This window comes from Comamonas sp. GB3 AK4-5, assembly GCF_041320665.1.
Taxonomy (GTDB): Bacteria; Pseudomonadota; Gammaproteobacteria; order Burkholderiales; family Burkholderiaceae_C; genus Comamonas.
The window spans coordinates 2382337-2395824 of record NZ_CP166730.1 but is presented as its reverse complement, the minus strand read 5'-3'; the positions used below and the strand labels follow the sequence as shown (position 1 = coordinate 2395824).

Here is a 13488-nt window from a genome sequence, read left to right as displayed (position 1 = left end):
ACTGAGAACGTGTTCACGATCTGAGGAAGCAGGGCTCGCCAAAGCGGCCATGCCTCCCAAAGCACGGGCCGATCAGCCCAGCTCCACCAGCTCCTTGACCTGCTGCAGCGCAGCCGGGTCTTCCATGGTGGTCAGATCGCCCGGGTCGCGGTGCTCGGCCACAGCCTGCAGGGCACGGCGCAGCAGCTTGCCGCTGCGGGTCTTGGGCAGCATGCCCACCAGCAGCACACGCGAAGGCCGGGCCACGGCGCCCAACTGGCCGTCGACCTGCTTCATCACCTCGGCCTCCAGCTTGGCACGCGCCTCGGGCGTGGCCATGCTGGCCGGATCGCGCGGCACGGCAAAGGCCATGGCGGCCTGGCCCTTGAGCTTGTCGGCCACCCCCACCACGGCCACTTCGGCAATGCCGGGGTGGGCGGAGATGCTTTCCTCGATCTCACGCGTACCCAGGCGGTGGCCAGCCACGTTGATCACGTCGTCGGTGCGGCCCAGGATGAAGTAATAGCCATCGGCATCGCGCACGCCCCAGTCGAAGGTGCTGTAGATGGTACGGCCGGGAATGCTCTTCCAGTAGGTGTTGATGAAGCGCTCGTCATCACCCCACACGGTCTGCAGACAGCCTGGCGGCAGCGGGCCTTCGATGGCCAGCACGCCCTTCTCGTTCGGCGCCGTCAGCTCCTCGCCGGTGGTCTCGTTGATCAGCTTGACGTTGTAGCCATACACGGCACGGCCCGGGCTGCCAAAGCGGCTGGCCTGCTTTTCCACGCCGTTGCACAGCGTCATGATGGGCCAGCCGGTTTCGGTCTGCCAGTAGTTGTCCACGATGGGCACGCCAATCGCGCTGCTGATCCACTGGGCCGTGGGCTCGTCCAGCGGCTCGCCCGCCAGCCACAGCGCCTGCAGGCTGGACAGGTCGTACTTGGTGAGAAAGGACGGGTCCTGCTTTTTCAGCACCCGTATGGCCGTGGGCGCCGAGAACATATGGGTGATGCGGTATTTCTCCACCAGGCTCCACCAGATGCCGGCGTCCGGGCGCACAGGCAGGCCTTCGTACAACACCGTGGCCATACCGGCCAGCAAGGGCGCATAGATGATGTAGCTGTGGCCCACCACCCAGCCGATGTCGCTGGTGCAGAAAAAAGTCTGGCCCTGCTTGGCGTGGAAGATGTGCTGCATGCTGGAGGTCAGCGCCACGGTGTAGCCACCAGTGTCGCGCTGTACGCCCTTGGGCTTGCCCGTGGTGCCGCTGGTGTAGAGGATGTAGCTGGGATCGGTGGACTGCACCCAGGTGCAAGCCACTTGCGCATCCAGATGCTGGGCGCGCAGCGCGGCCCAGTCATGGTCGCGGCCGGCCTGCATCTGCATGGGCGCCAGACCGCGGTTGACCATCAGCACCGCCTCGGGTTTGTGGCTGCTCAGCTGCAAGGCTTCGTCCAGCAGCGGCTTGTAGGCCACGACACGGCCACCGCGCGAGCCGGCATCGGTGCTGACAATCACCTTGGGCTGGGCGTCATCGATGCGCGAGGCCAGCGACACCGAGGCAAAGCCGCCAAACACCACGGAGTGGATGGCACCCAGGCGCACGCTGGCCAGCATGGCAAAAACGGCCTCGGCCACCATGGGCATATAGATTTGCACCCGGTCGCCCTTTTGCACACCGAATGACTGCAGCACGGCGGCCATGCGCTGCACTTCGGCATGCAGCTCGCCATAGGTGTAGGTGCGCTCGGTGTCGGTCTCGGTAGAGATGGCAATCAGCGCCGGCTGGTCTTTCAGCGCCGGCAAATGCCGGTCCAGGGCGTTGTGGCACAGATTGGTCACACCATCGGGGAACCAGCGCGCAAATGGGGGGGTGCTGTAGTCACATGCCTGGGTGGGTGCAACTTTCCAGTCCACCAGCTTGGCCTGTTCGGCCCAGAAGGACTCACGCTCCTGCTCGGAAATGGAACGTGTGTGGAAATCGGCGAACGAACTCATGTTTTTTGTCTCCTGCTTGAAGAAACCGCCCTCGCCAAGCGGCCCTGTTCTGAATTCTTAATTATGGAAACAAGCTCTTGCAATGGGCTGACAGTAGCGGCGCCACTCTCAGCTATGCAAACAGAAGCACGCCATGCATATAGGAAAAGCATTTGCAAGCGATTTGATACAGAACATTTCCTCAAGCAAGCCATTCTGCTGGCCTTGCCATCCATTTTTCAGGCATAAAAAAACCGCCCCTCGGGGCGGTTGGTGCGCGGCAGGCTACGGCTTATTTCACCAGCGCCAGCATGTCCTTGAAGGCCGGGTGCTCGCAGCTGCGCAGCCATTCAAAGGCCACCATTTCCGTGGTCACCAGCTCGGCGCCAGCGCCAGCCAGGCGGTCGAAGGCGGCATCGCGGTTGCGTTCGGTGCGTGAGCTGCAGGCGTCGGTCACCACCCACACATCCAGCTCGGCTTCCAGCAGCTCCAGCGCCGTCTGCATCAGGCAGACATGGGCCTCGCAGCCGGCAATCACAATGGTGCTGCGCTCCATCTCGGGCTGGGTCTGCACCGGCTTTTGCAGATGCTTGGGCAGGCTGCGGGCATTGCGGCCCTGCTGGGGCTTGGCGGGCGGACGCAGCCAGTCCAGCAGGCCGTCGGGCACGGCGCTGAAGCTCATCTTGGACAGGGTGCGATCGCACAGATCACGCACGGCAGGCACGTTGCCGCCCAGGCGGCTGGGGTTTTGTTCGGTGCCAAAAACGGGCACCTCCATCAGCCGGGCCAGTTGGGCCAGGCGCACGGCATTGGCGGTGACCAGGGCGTGCTCGTGGATCACCGGCATCAGCTTTTCCTGGTAGTCCACCAGGACCAGTTGGCAGTCATCAACTTCAAGCAGCATGGAATTTCCTTTGTTCGATTCGCCTGCTGCGCAGAGGCGCCGCAAAGCATGGGAGTTGCTGTGCTTCTATCCAGCAGCAAAGCCATGATTGTCGCAGGCGCAGGCCCCGCTTGCACTTTGCTTCATATCAAAAAGCTATGTATGGAGAGAAAACCATGAGATTTTCATCTGTTACAGGCAGGCATCCATGTTACCCTCAGCCCCCATGTCCAAGTGGTTACCTGTTTTTATCCTCGCTTGTGCCGGTGTCGGCGCACATGCCGCCCCCGCCGCAGAAAGTGGTGATGACCTGGGCCGCTTCATGGCGCAACGTGGCTTTATCGGCCAGATCCAGAACGCCGGCCACCAGGTGGCCGACAAGACGGGTCAGCTGCTGACCACCGCCATGGGCCTGATCGGCGTGCCTTACCGCCGTGGCGGCACCTCCGAAGAGACCGGTTTTGATTGCAGCGGCTTTGTCCGTGCCATCTACCAAAAAACCGCTGGCCTCACCCTGCCCCGCCTCTCTGCCGAGCAGGCTGCCGCCACCGAGGCCATCAAAAAGCAAGACTTGAAGCCGGGTGATCTGGTGTTCTTCAACACCATGCGCCGTGCATTCAGTCATGTGGGCATTTATGTGGGCGAAGGCAAGTTCATCCACGCCCCCCGCACCGGCGCCAGCGTGCGTGTGGAAAGCATGGAGAGCTCGTACTGGGCCACCCGTTTCAACGGTGCCCGCCGTGTGGACATCAGCAATCCCAATCTGATGGACAGCCTGGGCGGCCCGCAAAGCTGAGCGGCCCCTGAACCCCATGAAAAAGGAGCACTTGATGCTCCTTTTTTGCGTCTTACGCGGGGCCTGGCCTCATGCCGATTCGCATGCGGCATCGCTTGCACACTGGGCAGCCTTGCCGGACGAGAAAACCCAGCAACTGGTGGCTGCCAGCAAGAAGACGCTGACCGCGCCATACACCATGACCCAGCCAAATCCCGCCACCAAGGCGGCTTGGGCCAGGGCCTGGGGCGCGTCGGCCTGCGCCAGCAGCAGCCCGGGGTGGGCGTCGGCCACCTTCAGGTCGCCCGCTGCAATCTTCTCCGCAAACAGCCGCAGCCCGGCTGCATCGCGCACGCCCAGCACATCGCGCAGATACGCCATGATGCCCTCCACCAGCACCAGGCCCATGATGGCGATGTTGAGCGCCAGCGACACCATTCTGGCGCTGGTGTCTGCACCGGACGCCATGCCCGCCCGTTCGACCGCCACGGAGGCCGTGATCGTATTCGTGGCCGTGGTATTGACCAGCCCCAGACCGATGCCGGCCAGCACGCAGCCCGGCAGCATCAGCCAGCCCGGCTGCGCAGATGCGCTGCCAACCCGCATCAGCACAAAGCCAAGCCCTATCGTCGACATGCCCAGCGGAATCACGACACCGGGCCGCCAGCGCAGGGCCAGCCGCTCGGCCAGCGGGGGGACAAACAAGGTCGGCAGGGTATAGGCCAGCAACGCCATACCGGTTTGCACGCTGTCATAGCCCAGGCCCACATGGAAATAAATGGGCAGATAGATGATGAAAGGCCAGAAGCTGAAGTTCTGCCCCATGGAGCCCAGCAGAGCACCCGAGAAGTTGCGTATGCGAAAGACCGAGAACTCGATCATGGGCCGACGACTGCTGCGCTCCGCCAGCACAAAACCGGCAAAGCCCGCCACCGACAGACCGATGATGCCCAGTGCCGCAGGGCTGGAAAACCCCAGCACCGGGCCTTGCGTGACAAACAACACCAGGCAGAACACCGCCAGCGACAGCGTGGCAATGCCCGCCAGATCCAGGCGCGCCGCCAGCGGGTCGCGCGACTCCTGCACCCCCATCTGGCTCAGCCACAGCGTCACCACGGCCAACACAGCATGGATGAGAAAAACCCATTCCCAACTCGCCAGGGCCAAGATGGCCCCCCCCACGATGGGGCCAAAGCCCAGGCCGGCGCCAAACACAATGCCCCACCACGCGAAGGCCTTGCTGCGCGCCTGCCCGTCCCTGAACTGGGTGGACAGGATGGCGATCTGGCAAATCAGCATCATGGCCGCACTCAGGCCCTGAAAGAAGCGGGCCACGATCAGCACGCCCGCGCTTTCCGTCAAACCGCAGACCAGCGAGGTGATGCCAAAGGCCACGATGCCGATGGTGAAGACGCGCTTGCGCCCATAGCGGTCGGCCAGCGTTCCAACCGCCATCAAAATGGTCGTCATGGCAATGGTGTAGGCCGCCATCACCCACTGGAGCTGGCGAAAGCTCGCGCCCATGACCTGTTCGATGGTGGAGAGAATGGGCGGCACACTGGAGATTTCCAGCCCCAGCATCAAGGCGGATAAACAAATGGCGGCCAGAGCAAACCTGCCCTGGCGCGAAGTTGACAACGTCATCGGTAGCTTCCAAAAAACTCAAAACACGCGCCCTTGCTGGACGCTGCTCGCATGGTAGGAAAGCCCAAGCCATTCGTAAACGCTATGATTGAACATATCAAAGACAACAATTCAGGATGATTGATGGGCCGCCCCGCGCTGGATCTGGAATCCGTACAGGCATTCGTCACCATTGCCGACTTTCAAAGCTTCACCAAGGCGGCCGAGGCCCTGGGCACCACGCAGGGCGCCATCAGCGTGAAGCTCAAACGCCTGGAGGCACGGCTGGGCTACAAACTCATGGAGCGCACGCCACGGCTGGTTCGCCTGTCAGCCCATGGGAGCACTTTCCTCAACCCGGCGCGTGAATTCATCGCCGCACATGACCGCGCGCTGGCCGCGCTGTCCTGTGAGTGCCGGCGCTTTCGCCTGGGCATTGCCGAACATGTGGCGGGGCCGGAAGTCCCCAGTCTGCTGGCTCGCCTGAATGAACGCGACCCCGCACTGACCATTGAGGTCCGCCTGGAAAACTCCCGCAGCCTGCTCGACGCCTTCGATGCCGGAGCCCTGGATGCCGTCATCGTCCGCCAGGAAGACGATCGCCGCGATGGCGAAGACTTGGGGGCGGAGCATTTCGGCTGGTTCGCCGCCCCCCAGTTCCACCAGCAGCCCGGCAAGCCGCTGCGCCTGGCGGCCCTGGCCCCCTGCTGCGGGGTGCGCGACATTGCCACCCGGGCACTGACGGGGGCCGACATCGACTGGCATGAGGTATTTGTGGGCGGTGGGCATGCGGCCGTCATGGCGGCCGTCTCTGCGGGGCTGGCCGTGGCGGCCTTCTCCTGCCGGCTGGCCCCGGCCGACACCATCGAGGTCGGCCCATCCCTGGGCCTGCCTCCGCTCCCGTCCTCCCGCATCATGCTGCACTCGACTTTGACGGACCAACGCTCCCGCGATGCACTGCGCACGCTGGCCGCCGCCTACAGAGAGCATCGATCGACCAGGCACACAGGCTTGCAAGCCTGAACGCCGCGCCAGCCTGGCAGGCCCTCGCGGATCTGTATCGCCAACGACACAGAGCCACTACACCGGGCTGCGCATTGTCATGCGTTCTTCACACAGCCTGACCACCATGGCTACAGCGTCCAGTGCTTTGTACGCGCTGGCGCAAGCTGGAGATTGCCATGACCTACCTCAGTGCCATCCTGGAGTTCATTCCCGTCCCGTCGGACTGCCTGCCTACGCCGGAACCCCGTGCGCCCGAAGAAGTGCTGCGCCTGCTGCTGCAAGAGCCGCCACAGGGCGAATACAGCGTGGACGTGCTCTAACCCCAGCCCCTGCCCGGGGCTGGCCGCAGCGGCAGGCCCTGCCGACCTTTATGGACCCAGGGCGGACTGCCGCTGCTGCACCGCCTCTTTCAAAAAGCGCCACACGGTCTGGATGCGGGGCAAGCCCTTGAGCTCCTCGGGCATGCTCATCCAGAAGGTGCGCGTAAAGCAGGCCTGCTGCGGCAATACGCGGCTGAGCGTGGGATCACGGTCAGCCAGAAAAGCCGGCAGCACGGCCAACCCCGCGCCGGCGCGCACAGCCTCGTACTGGGCAGTGATGCTGGTGGAGCGAAAGGCAAAGCGCTCCGGCCTGTACAGCTGATCCAGCAGCTGCAGTTCCTTGGAGAACAGCAAATCATCCACATAGTGGATGAAGCGGTGGTGGCGCAGGTCTTCGCGCTGGGCCACCAAGGGGCGACGCGCCAGGTATTCGCGTTCGCCGTACAAATAAAGGCGATAGTCCGCCAGCTTGGTGACCACCACCGTGCCGCGCTTGGGGCGTTCCAGCGAAATCACGATGTCCGCCTCGCGCCGCGACAGATGCAGCAGCCGCGGCAGCGCCAGCAAGTCCACCGACAGCTGCGGCCACTGCAGCGTCAACCCGGCCAGGGCCGGCGCCAGCAACTGCGTGCCCAGGCCCTCGGTGGTGCCCACGCGCACCAGGCCGCTGGGAGCTTCGGCATCGTCCACCGCCAGCTCGGCCGCATGTTCCAGCTGGCGCGCGGCCTGAGTCATGGCGTCAATCGCCGGCAGCAATTGCCGGCCGGCTTCGGTCAGCTTGTGCCCGTCGGCCCCACGCGCAAAAAGGCTTTTGCCCAGTGCTTTCTCCAGAGCCTGCACGCGCCGCGCCACCGTGGTGTGCTCCACCCCCAGGCTGCGGGCCGCCCCTGCCAGCGTGCCGGCCCGCGCCAGGGCGCCAAAGTGGCGCAGTTGCTCCCAATCCATAGAACTCCCCTGTCTTGTGCCGATTGCTGGGCCATGTTGTTCGCCCATGCTGCGCCTCCTCGGCAGCCTGTGCAAAAACGCAAACCCTAAGTGCGTTAATAAGTCTTGTATGCAGCATTTTGCACATCTAACATGGACTGCATCCGCCCTATAGCGACAAACAAGGAGACAAACATGAACGCCCCTGACAAATCCGCCATGCTGGCACCCACCGTCAAGCTGCTGATCAACGGCAAGATGGTGGAGTCCAAGACCACCCAGTGGCGCGACGTGGTCAATCCCGCCACGCAAGAAGTGCTGGCCCGCGTGCCCTTTGCCACACCCGAGGAAATCAATGCCGCCGTGGCCAACTCCAAGGAGGCCTTCAAGACCTGGAAGAAGACCCCCATCGGTGCCCGTGCCCGCATCTTTTTGAAGCTGCAGCAGCTGATCCGCGAAAACATGAAGGAGCTGGCCGCCCTGCTGACGGCCGAGCAAGGCAAGACCCTGCCCGACGCCGAGGGCGACGTGTTCCGCGGCCTGGAAGTGGTGGAGCACGCCGCCAACATCGGCACGCTGCAGCTGGGCGAGCTGGCCAACAACGTGGCCAATGGCGTGGACACCTATACGCTGAACCAGCCCCTGGGCGTGTGCGCCGGCATCACCCCCTTCAACTTCCCGGCCATGATTCCGCTGTGGATGTTCCCCATGGCGATTGCCACCGGCAACACCTTTGTCTTGAAGCCTTCCGAGCAAGACCCCATGGTCACCATGCGCCTGTGCGAGCTGGCGCTGGAAGCCGGCGTGCCCCCCGGCGTGCTGAACGTGATCCACGGCGGTGAAGACGCGGTGAACGCCATTTGCGACCACCCCGATATCAAGGCCATCAGCTTTGTGGGCTCCACCAAGGTGGGCACCCATGTCTACAACCGCGCCAGCCTCAACGGCAAGCGCGTGCAATGCATGATGGGCGCCAAGAACCACGCCATCGTCATGCCTGACGCCAACAAGGAGCAGTCGCTCAACGCCCTGGCCGGCGCCGCCTTCGGCGCAGCCGGTCAGCGCTGCATGGCGCTGTCGGTGGTGGTGCTGGTGGGTGAATCCCAGAAATGGATTCCCGAACTGGTGGCCAAGGCCAAGACGCTGAAGGTTAGCGGTGGCACCGAAGCCGGCACCGATGTGGGCCCTGTGGTGTCCTGCTCCGCCCTGACCCGTGTGGAAAGCCTGATCGAGCGCGGCATTGCCGACGGCGCCAAGCTGGAACTGGACGGCCGCAAGCCCCAGGTGAAGGGCTATGAAAAGGGCAACTTTGTCGGCCCCACCATCTTCAGCGGCGTCAAGCCCGGCATGAGCGTGTACGACCAGGAAATCTTCGGCCCCGTGCTGTGCATCGTGGCGGCCGACGACATCGACCAGGCGATCGAATTCATCAACGCCAACCCCAATGGCAACGGCACGGCCATCTTCACCCAAAGCGGCGCCGCAGCCCGCAAGTTCCAGGAAGACATCGATGTGGGCCAGGTCGGCATCAACGTGCCCATCCCCGTGCCCGTGCCCATGTTCTCCTTCACCGGCAGCCGCGCCTCCAAGCTGGGCGATCTGGGCCCCTACGGCAAGCAGGTGGTGATGTTCTACACCCAGACCAAGACCGTGACGGCACGCTGGTTTGATGACAGCACCACCAGCCACGGCGTCAATACGACCATCAGCCTGAAGTAAGAAAGATAGCAGCCACCGCACAGCCAGCTTGCGTGAGAAGTCAGTTTGACTGAGAAGAGCAGCTTGAGAATCTGGGATGATGCCCATATGCCTCAGCTCTTCACTTCGCTTCCTCGCCTGCTGGCCGCGTGCCTACTGTTGACCTCTGCAGCTGCGCTTGCCCAGGCAGGCGCGGCCTGCGATCCGCAATCCGCCGCACAGGACAGTCGCAACGCTTGCGCAGTGCAAACCTTCCAACAGGCCGATACCGCACTCAACATCCGCTACCTCGAAGTGATGCAGCAATTGCCCCAGGGCAAACGCACGGGACTGCGCCATGACCAAAATGGCTGGATCAAAAGCCGCACGGCGCGCTGCAAGGCAGCAACCCGCGCCAGCGAGGCCCAGTCCGACAGCCCCCGGCTCTACCACGCGTGCCTGACTGCCGCCACGCAAGAGCGCATGCAGGCACTGGAGCGCTGGCTGCACTAGGGCCAAGCACCTCCGCGGCCAGCGGACTTTTCATCCGCTGCTCGCACTTTCCCCATAACAACAAGGACCGAACAGGAGACACCGCCATGGACTTTGAACTCAGCGAAGATCAGCGCGCCTTTGCCGACACCGCCCGCGCCTTTGCCCAGGCGGAACTGGCTCCCCATGCCGCCGAATGGGACCGCGAATCCATCTTTCCCCGCGAGGCCATCGCCAAGGCCGGTGAGCTGGGGTTTTGCGGCCTGTACGCCCCCGAGAGCGCCGGCGGCCTGGCCCTGCCGCGCCTGGATGCCACCCTGGTGTTCGAAGAAATGGCGGCTGTCGACCCCAGCACCACGGCCTTCATCACCATCCACAACATGGCCACCTGGATGCTGGGCACCTGGGCCCAGGACGCCGTGCGCCGGCAATGGGGCGAGGCACTCACCAGCGGCCAAAAGCTGGCCAGCTACTGCCTGACCGAACCCGGCGCCGGCTCGGACGCCGCCTCGCTCAAGACCCGGGCCGAGCTGGTGGGCAACGAATACGTCATCAACGGCGCCAAGGCCTTTATCAGCGGCGCCGGCGCCACCGATATGCTGGTGCTGATGGCCCGCACCGGCGATGCGGCTTCGGGCGCATCCGGTATCTCGGCCTTTGCCGTACCCGCCGATACGCCCGGCATCAGCTACGGCAAAAAAGAAGAAAAAATGGGCTGGAACAGCCAGCCCACCCGCGTCATCAGCTTTGACAATGTGCGCATTCCCGCTGACCACCTGCTGGGCCGCGAGGGCGAGGGCTTCAAGATCGCCATGAAGGGCCTGGACGGCGGGCGCATCAACATCGCCACTTGCTCGGTGGGTGCAGCCCAGGGCGCCCTCACCCAGGCCCAGCAGTACATGCAGGAGCGCAAGCAGTTCGGCAAGCCCATTGCCAGCTTCCAGGCCCTGCAGTTCAAGCTGGCCGATATGGCCACCGAGCTGGTCGCCGCACGCCACATGGTGCGCCTGGCCGCCAGCAAACTCGACGCCGGCGCACGCGATGCCTCCACCTACTGCGCCATGGCCAAACGCTTTGCGACAGACGCCGGCTTTATGGTCTGCAACGAAGCCCTGCAGCTGCACGGCGGCTACGGCTATATCCGCGAGTACCCGCTGGAGCGATTGATGCGTGACGCCCGCGTGCACCAGATTCTGGAAGGCACGAACGAGATCATGCGCGTCATCATTGCCCGACGCATGCTGGATGGTGATGCTTGCGAGTCCATCCGATGAAATCGGACACCTCCCTGAGGCACTGCGTGCCTTCCCTCCGCTCTCGCATCGCAAAGCGATGCGGGCAGAGGGGCGCTGCCAACGCTGCGGGGCGGCCCTTGCGCGGCAGCTCTGGCCAGCGTAAGCGCCCGGCCTGCAGTAGCTGATGACGCTGCCTCCTCTACTCCTGCACCTGTTTCACGACCATGCCCGCCAAACCCCTGTCCGATGAAGCCCTGCGCCTGATTGATGCCGTGCGTGAAGCGCTGGCCGAACACGGTGCCGAAGTCGAGGAAAAGCGCATGTTTGGCTGCCATGTGTTCATGGTGAACGGCAAGCTGTGCCTGGGTGTGGAGGACGATGAGCTGCTGGTGCGCCTGCCGCCAAGCACGCATGCCGCCGTGGCAGAAACGCCAGGCGTGCGAACCCTGTCCAGCAAGGGCTTGATGGATGGTTATTTCTACATCGGCCCCTCGGCCTATGCCACCCAGGCCCAGTGGCAGCACTGGGTGGGCGCAGCGCTGGCTTTCAACCCGCTGGCCAAGGCCACACCCAAAAAATCGCGCAAGCCGGCAGGGGTGGAAGGCAAAGACGACGCTGCACGCTCCGCAAAAAAGAGCAGCCCAAGCTTGTCCAGTCTGCGCAAGAGCACAAAAACCGCTGCAAAAAACGAGGGCACAGCGCGCAAGCATTCGGTGTTTGACGACGACGATCTCTAAACCCCAAGGCCCAGCCCCACCATGTCCATACGCATCGTCCAACTCGGCTCCCCCCGCACTCCGGATGAAGGCCTGCGCATAGGCACCGTGCGCCGCCCACCGCGCGGCGTGCCCAAGGCGGAATTTGCCAGCCGCGACTACTACGACTGCTGGTATCCCGAGCTCTCGCCCAGCGCCGAGACCATGGCCCTGGGCCAGGCGGCACAAAAAACCACCGAGCTGCATGCCAGCACCAAGGCCTGGCAGCAGTTTGACAAGGCATTCCGCAAGGAGATGGCCTCAGCCGGTGCCGAGCGCACGCTGCAGCTGCTGGCAGCGCTTTCCCACCAGACCAACTTTGCCATCGGCTGCTATTGCGACGATGAGGCCCGCTGCCACCGCAGCATTTTGCGCACGCTGCTCGCGGACAAGGGGGCGGTGATTGCAGTGGCTTGATGGCCCATGAATCCACCCTATTTTCAGATTCAAACGCAATGCCCTAGCCCATAGATAGCTAGCAAAAGCGAAGCTGCGCAAAGCCTCAATCCCCAAGGCGGCAGTGCAGCACTCTCAACCCTTTTTTCCCATACCAACACCACAAGGAGACAAACCATGCAAATCGCATTTATCGGCCTCGGCAATATGGGCGCCCCCATGGCCATCAACCTGGCCAAGGCCGGCCACAGCGTCAAAGCCTTTGACCTGAGTCAGGAGGCCATCGCCAAGGTGGTGGCCGCCGGCGGCCAGGCCGCTGCCAGCGCACAGGCAGCCGTGCAAGGCTCCGAAGCCATCGTCACCATGCTGCCCGCCAGCCAGCATGTGGAGGCGCTGTTCCTGGGCAAGGACGGCCAAAGCGGCCTGCTGCAGCACATTGCCAAGGGCGCGCTGGTGATCGACAGCTCGACCATTGCCGCCGCCAGCAGCCAGAAAGTGGCCCAGGCTGCCCAGGCAGCGGGCATTGACTTCATCGATGCCCCCGTCTCCGGCGGCACGGGTGGTGCCATTGCTGGCACCCTGACCTTTATGGTGGGCGGCAGCGACGCCCAGCTGGCACGCGCCAAGCCCTTGCTCGAGAAAATGGGCGCCAACATCTTCCACGCCGGCAGCGTGGGTGCGGGCCAGACCGCCAAGATCTGCAACAACATGCTGCTGGGCATTCTGATGGTGGGCACCAGCGAGGCCATCGCCCTGGGCGTGGCCAACGGCCTGGACCCCAAGGTGCTGAGCGAAATCATGCGCCGCAGCTCGGGCGGCAACTGGGCGCTGGAGAAATACAACCCCTGCCCCGGCGTGCATGAGAATGCGCCCGCCAGCAAGGGTTACGCCGGCGGCTTTGGCACCGACCTGATGCTCAAGGACCTGGGCCTGGCCCAGGACAACGCCATTGCCACCAAGGCCAGCACCCCCCTGGGTGGCATGGCCCGCGCCATCTATGCCGCGCACAGCATGGCCGGCCATGGCGCCGAAGACTTCTCCAGCGTGATCAAGATGCTGCAAAAACCGTGATGGCATAACAGCGGCAAGCAGTCCGGGGCTGCCTGCCGCTGCTGTGCTCCGCCTCGCTGCGGCATGGCTTACAAGCCGCAGGCCAGCCGCAGCTTCCCCGGGCCAGACAGGCTCCAGACATATCCCCATTGCCTGAAGAAACGCCTGTGAAATATCCTCAGCTGCGTCACCAGACCCATCTTTTCGAAATGATTTGTACCAGTAACTGATAACTATGTATCAGATTGGTATTTAATGTTTCAAATTTATTATATTTCTGATTTGAACCCCTAAAAACTCCCCAGGCCCCATTCCCACCTCTTTATCGGCCGCCTTTCATTCTGATCAGCCCCCACACGAAATACCCCAGGCATTTGGAAAAAATCAATTTTATGTA

At 63.4% G+C, this 13488-nt stretch carries 13 protein-coding genes; 9 read left to right on the top strand and 4 right to left on the bottom strand.

What is annotated here, in order from left to right; translation table 11 throughout:
• Positions 1–72: 72 nt before the first annotated feature.
• Together ACA027_RS10890 and ACA027_RS10885 are read right to left on the bottom strand one after the other, a co-directional pair.
• On the bottom strand, positions 73–1977 hold the full coding sequence (locus tag ACA027_RS10890; RefSeq protein ID WP_370682389.1) for a propionate--CoA ligase: 1905 nt from the start codon (positions 1975–1977) through the stop codon (positions 73–75).
• Positions 1978–2248: 271 nt separating this feature from the next.
• Complete coding sequence (locus tag ACA027_RS10885; protein WP_370682388.1) at positions 2249–2860, bottom strand: isochorismatase family protein; 612 nt, start codon at positions 2858–2860, stop codon at positions 2249–2251.
• A gap of 205 nt (positions 2861–3065) precedes the next feature.
• Between ACA027_RS10885 and ACA027_RS10880 the strand changes: the two genes are divergently transcribed.
• Complete coding sequence (locus tag ACA027_RS10880) at positions 3066–3635, top strand: C40 family peptidase (protein WP_370682387.1); 570 nt, start codon at positions 3066–3068, stop codon at positions 3633–3635.
• A 69-nt stretch (positions 3636–3704) separates the two neighbouring features.
• Here ACA027_RS10880 and ACA027_RS10875 read toward each other — a convergent pair whose 3' ends face one another.
• A complete protein-coding gene (locus ACA027_RS10875) occupies positions 3705–5258 on the bottom strand; it encodes an MFS transporter (RefSeq protein WP_370682386.1) in 1554 nt (517 codons plus the stop codon).
• A 123-nt stretch (positions 5259–5381) separates the two neighbouring features.
• On the opposite strand from ACA027_RS10875, the gene ACA027_RS10870 reads away from it, so the two are divergent.
• The gene (locus tag ACA027_RS10870) at positions 5382–6260 is read left to right on the top strand and encodes a LysR substrate-binding domain-containing protein (protein WP_370682385.1); all 879 of its coding nucleotides are present in this window, start codon (positions 5382–5384) and stop codon (positions 6258–6260) included.
• A gap of 158 nt (positions 6261–6418) precedes the next feature.
• Positions 6419–6562, top strand: coding sequence for a hypothetical protein (locus tag ACA027_RS10865; protein WP_370682384.1), 144 nt, complete (start codon positions 6419–6421; stop codon positions 6560–6562).
• 48 nt (positions 6563–6610) lie between these two features.
• Here the strand turns inward: ACA027_RS10865 and ACA027_RS10860 are convergent, their stop codons facing one another.
• A complete protein-coding gene (locus ACA027_RS10860; protein WP_370682383.1) occupies positions 6611–7507 on the bottom strand; it encodes a LysR family transcriptional regulator in 897 nt (298 codons plus the stop codon).
• Positions 7508–7681: 174 nt separating this feature from the next.
• Here ACA027_RS10860 and ACA027_RS10855 point away from each other — a divergent pair, with 174 nt between their 5' ends.
• From ACA027_RS10855 to mmsB, 6 genes are all read left to right on the top strand, one after another.
• Positions 7682–9205, top strand: a complete 1524-nt coding sequence (locus ACA027_RS10855) for a CoA-acylating methylmalonate-semialdehyde dehydrogenase (RefSeq protein WP_370682382.1) — start codon at positions 7682–7684, stop codon at positions 9203–9205.
• A gap of 87 nt (positions 9206–9292) precedes the next feature.
• Positions 9293–9676 carry a lysozyme inhibitor LprI family protein gene (locus ACA027_RS10850; RefSeq protein WP_370682562.1) on the top strand — a complete coding sequence of 128 codons (384 nt, stop codon included), beginning with the start codon at positions 9293–9295 and terminating at the stop codon, positions 9674–9676.
• Positions 9677–9762: 86 nt separating this feature from the next.
• Positions 9763–10929: an acyl-CoA dehydrogenase family protein gene (locus tag ACA027_RS10845; protein ID WP_370682381.1), complete on the top strand. Its 1167-nt coding sequence runs from the start codon at positions 9763–9765 to the stop codon at positions 10927–10929.
• 185 nt (positions 10930–11114) lie between these two features.
• The gene (locus tag ACA027_RS10840; protein WP_370682380.1) at positions 11115–11627 is read left to right on the top strand and encodes a TfoX/Sxy family protein; all 513 of its coding nucleotides are present in this window, start codon (positions 11115–11117) and stop codon (positions 11625–11627) included.
• A gap of 21 nt (positions 11628–11648) precedes the next feature.
• Positions 11649–12062 carry a DUF488 domain-containing protein gene (locus ACA027_RS10835; protein WP_370682379.1) on the top strand — a complete coding sequence of 138 codons (414 nt, stop codon included), beginning with the start codon at positions 11649–11651 and terminating at the stop codon, positions 12060–12062.
• A gap of 156 nt (positions 12063–12218) precedes the next feature.
• Positions 12219–13112 carry a 3-hydroxyisobutyrate dehydrogenase gene (gene mmsB, locus ACA027_RS10830; RefSeq protein ID WP_370682378.1) on the top strand — a complete coding sequence of 298 codons (894 nt, stop codon included), beginning with the start codon at positions 12219–12221 and terminating at the stop codon, positions 13110–13112.
• Positions 13113–13488: the final 376 nt, after the last annotated feature.

Coding starts and splice junctions, on each gene's coding strand:
- ACA027_RS10835 (WP_370682379.1), top strand. CDS start 11,649: ATGTCCATACGCATCGTCCAACTCGGCTCCCCCCGCACTCCGGATGAA.
- ACA027_RS10845 (WP_370682381.1), top strand. CDS start 9,763: ATGGACTTTGAACTCAGCGAAGATCAGCGCGCCTTTGCCGACACCGCC.
- ACA027_RS10850 (WP_370682562.1), top strand. CDS start 9,293: ATGCCTCAGCTCTTCACTTCGCTTCCTCGCCTGCTGGCCGCGTGCCTA.
- ACA027_RS10880 (WP_370682387.1), top strand. CDS start 3,066: ATGTCCAAGTGGTTACCTGTTTTTATCCTCGCTTGTGCCGGTGTCGGC.
- ACA027_RS10885 (WP_370682388.1), bottom strand. CDS start 2,860: ATGCTGCTTGAAGTTGATGACTGCCAACTGGTCCTGGTGGACTACCAG.
- ACA027_RS10840 (WP_370682380.1), top strand. CDS start 11,115: ATGCCCGCCAAACCCCTGTCCGATGAAGCCCTGCGCCTGATTGATGCC.
- ACA027_RS10855 (WP_370682382.1), top strand. CDS start 7,682: ATGAACGCCCCTGACAAATCCGCCATGCTGGCACCCACCGTCAAGCTG.
- ACA027_RS10890 (WP_370682389.1), bottom strand. CDS start 1,977: ATGAGTTCGTTCGCCGATTTCCACACACGTTCCATTTCCGAGCAGGAG.
- ACA027_RS10870 (WP_370682385.1), top strand. CDS start 5,382: ATGGGCCGCCCCGCGCTGGATCTGGAATCCGTACAGGCATTCGTCACC.
- mmsB (WP_370682378.1), top strand. CDS start 12,219: ATGCAAATCGCATTTATCGGCCTCGGCAATATGGGCGCCCCCATGGCC.
- ACA027_RS10860 (WP_370682383.1), bottom strand. CDS start 7,507: ATGGATTGGGAGCAACTGCGCCACTTTGGCGCCCTGGCGCGGGCCGGC.
- ACA027_RS10865 (WP_370682384.1), top strand. CDS start 6,419: ATGACCTACCTCAGTGCCATCCTGGAGTTCATTCCCGTCCCGTCGGAC.
- ACA027_RS10875 (WP_370682386.1), bottom strand. CDS start 5,258: ATGACGTTGTCAACTTCGCGCCAGGGCAGGTTTGCTCTGGCCGCCATT.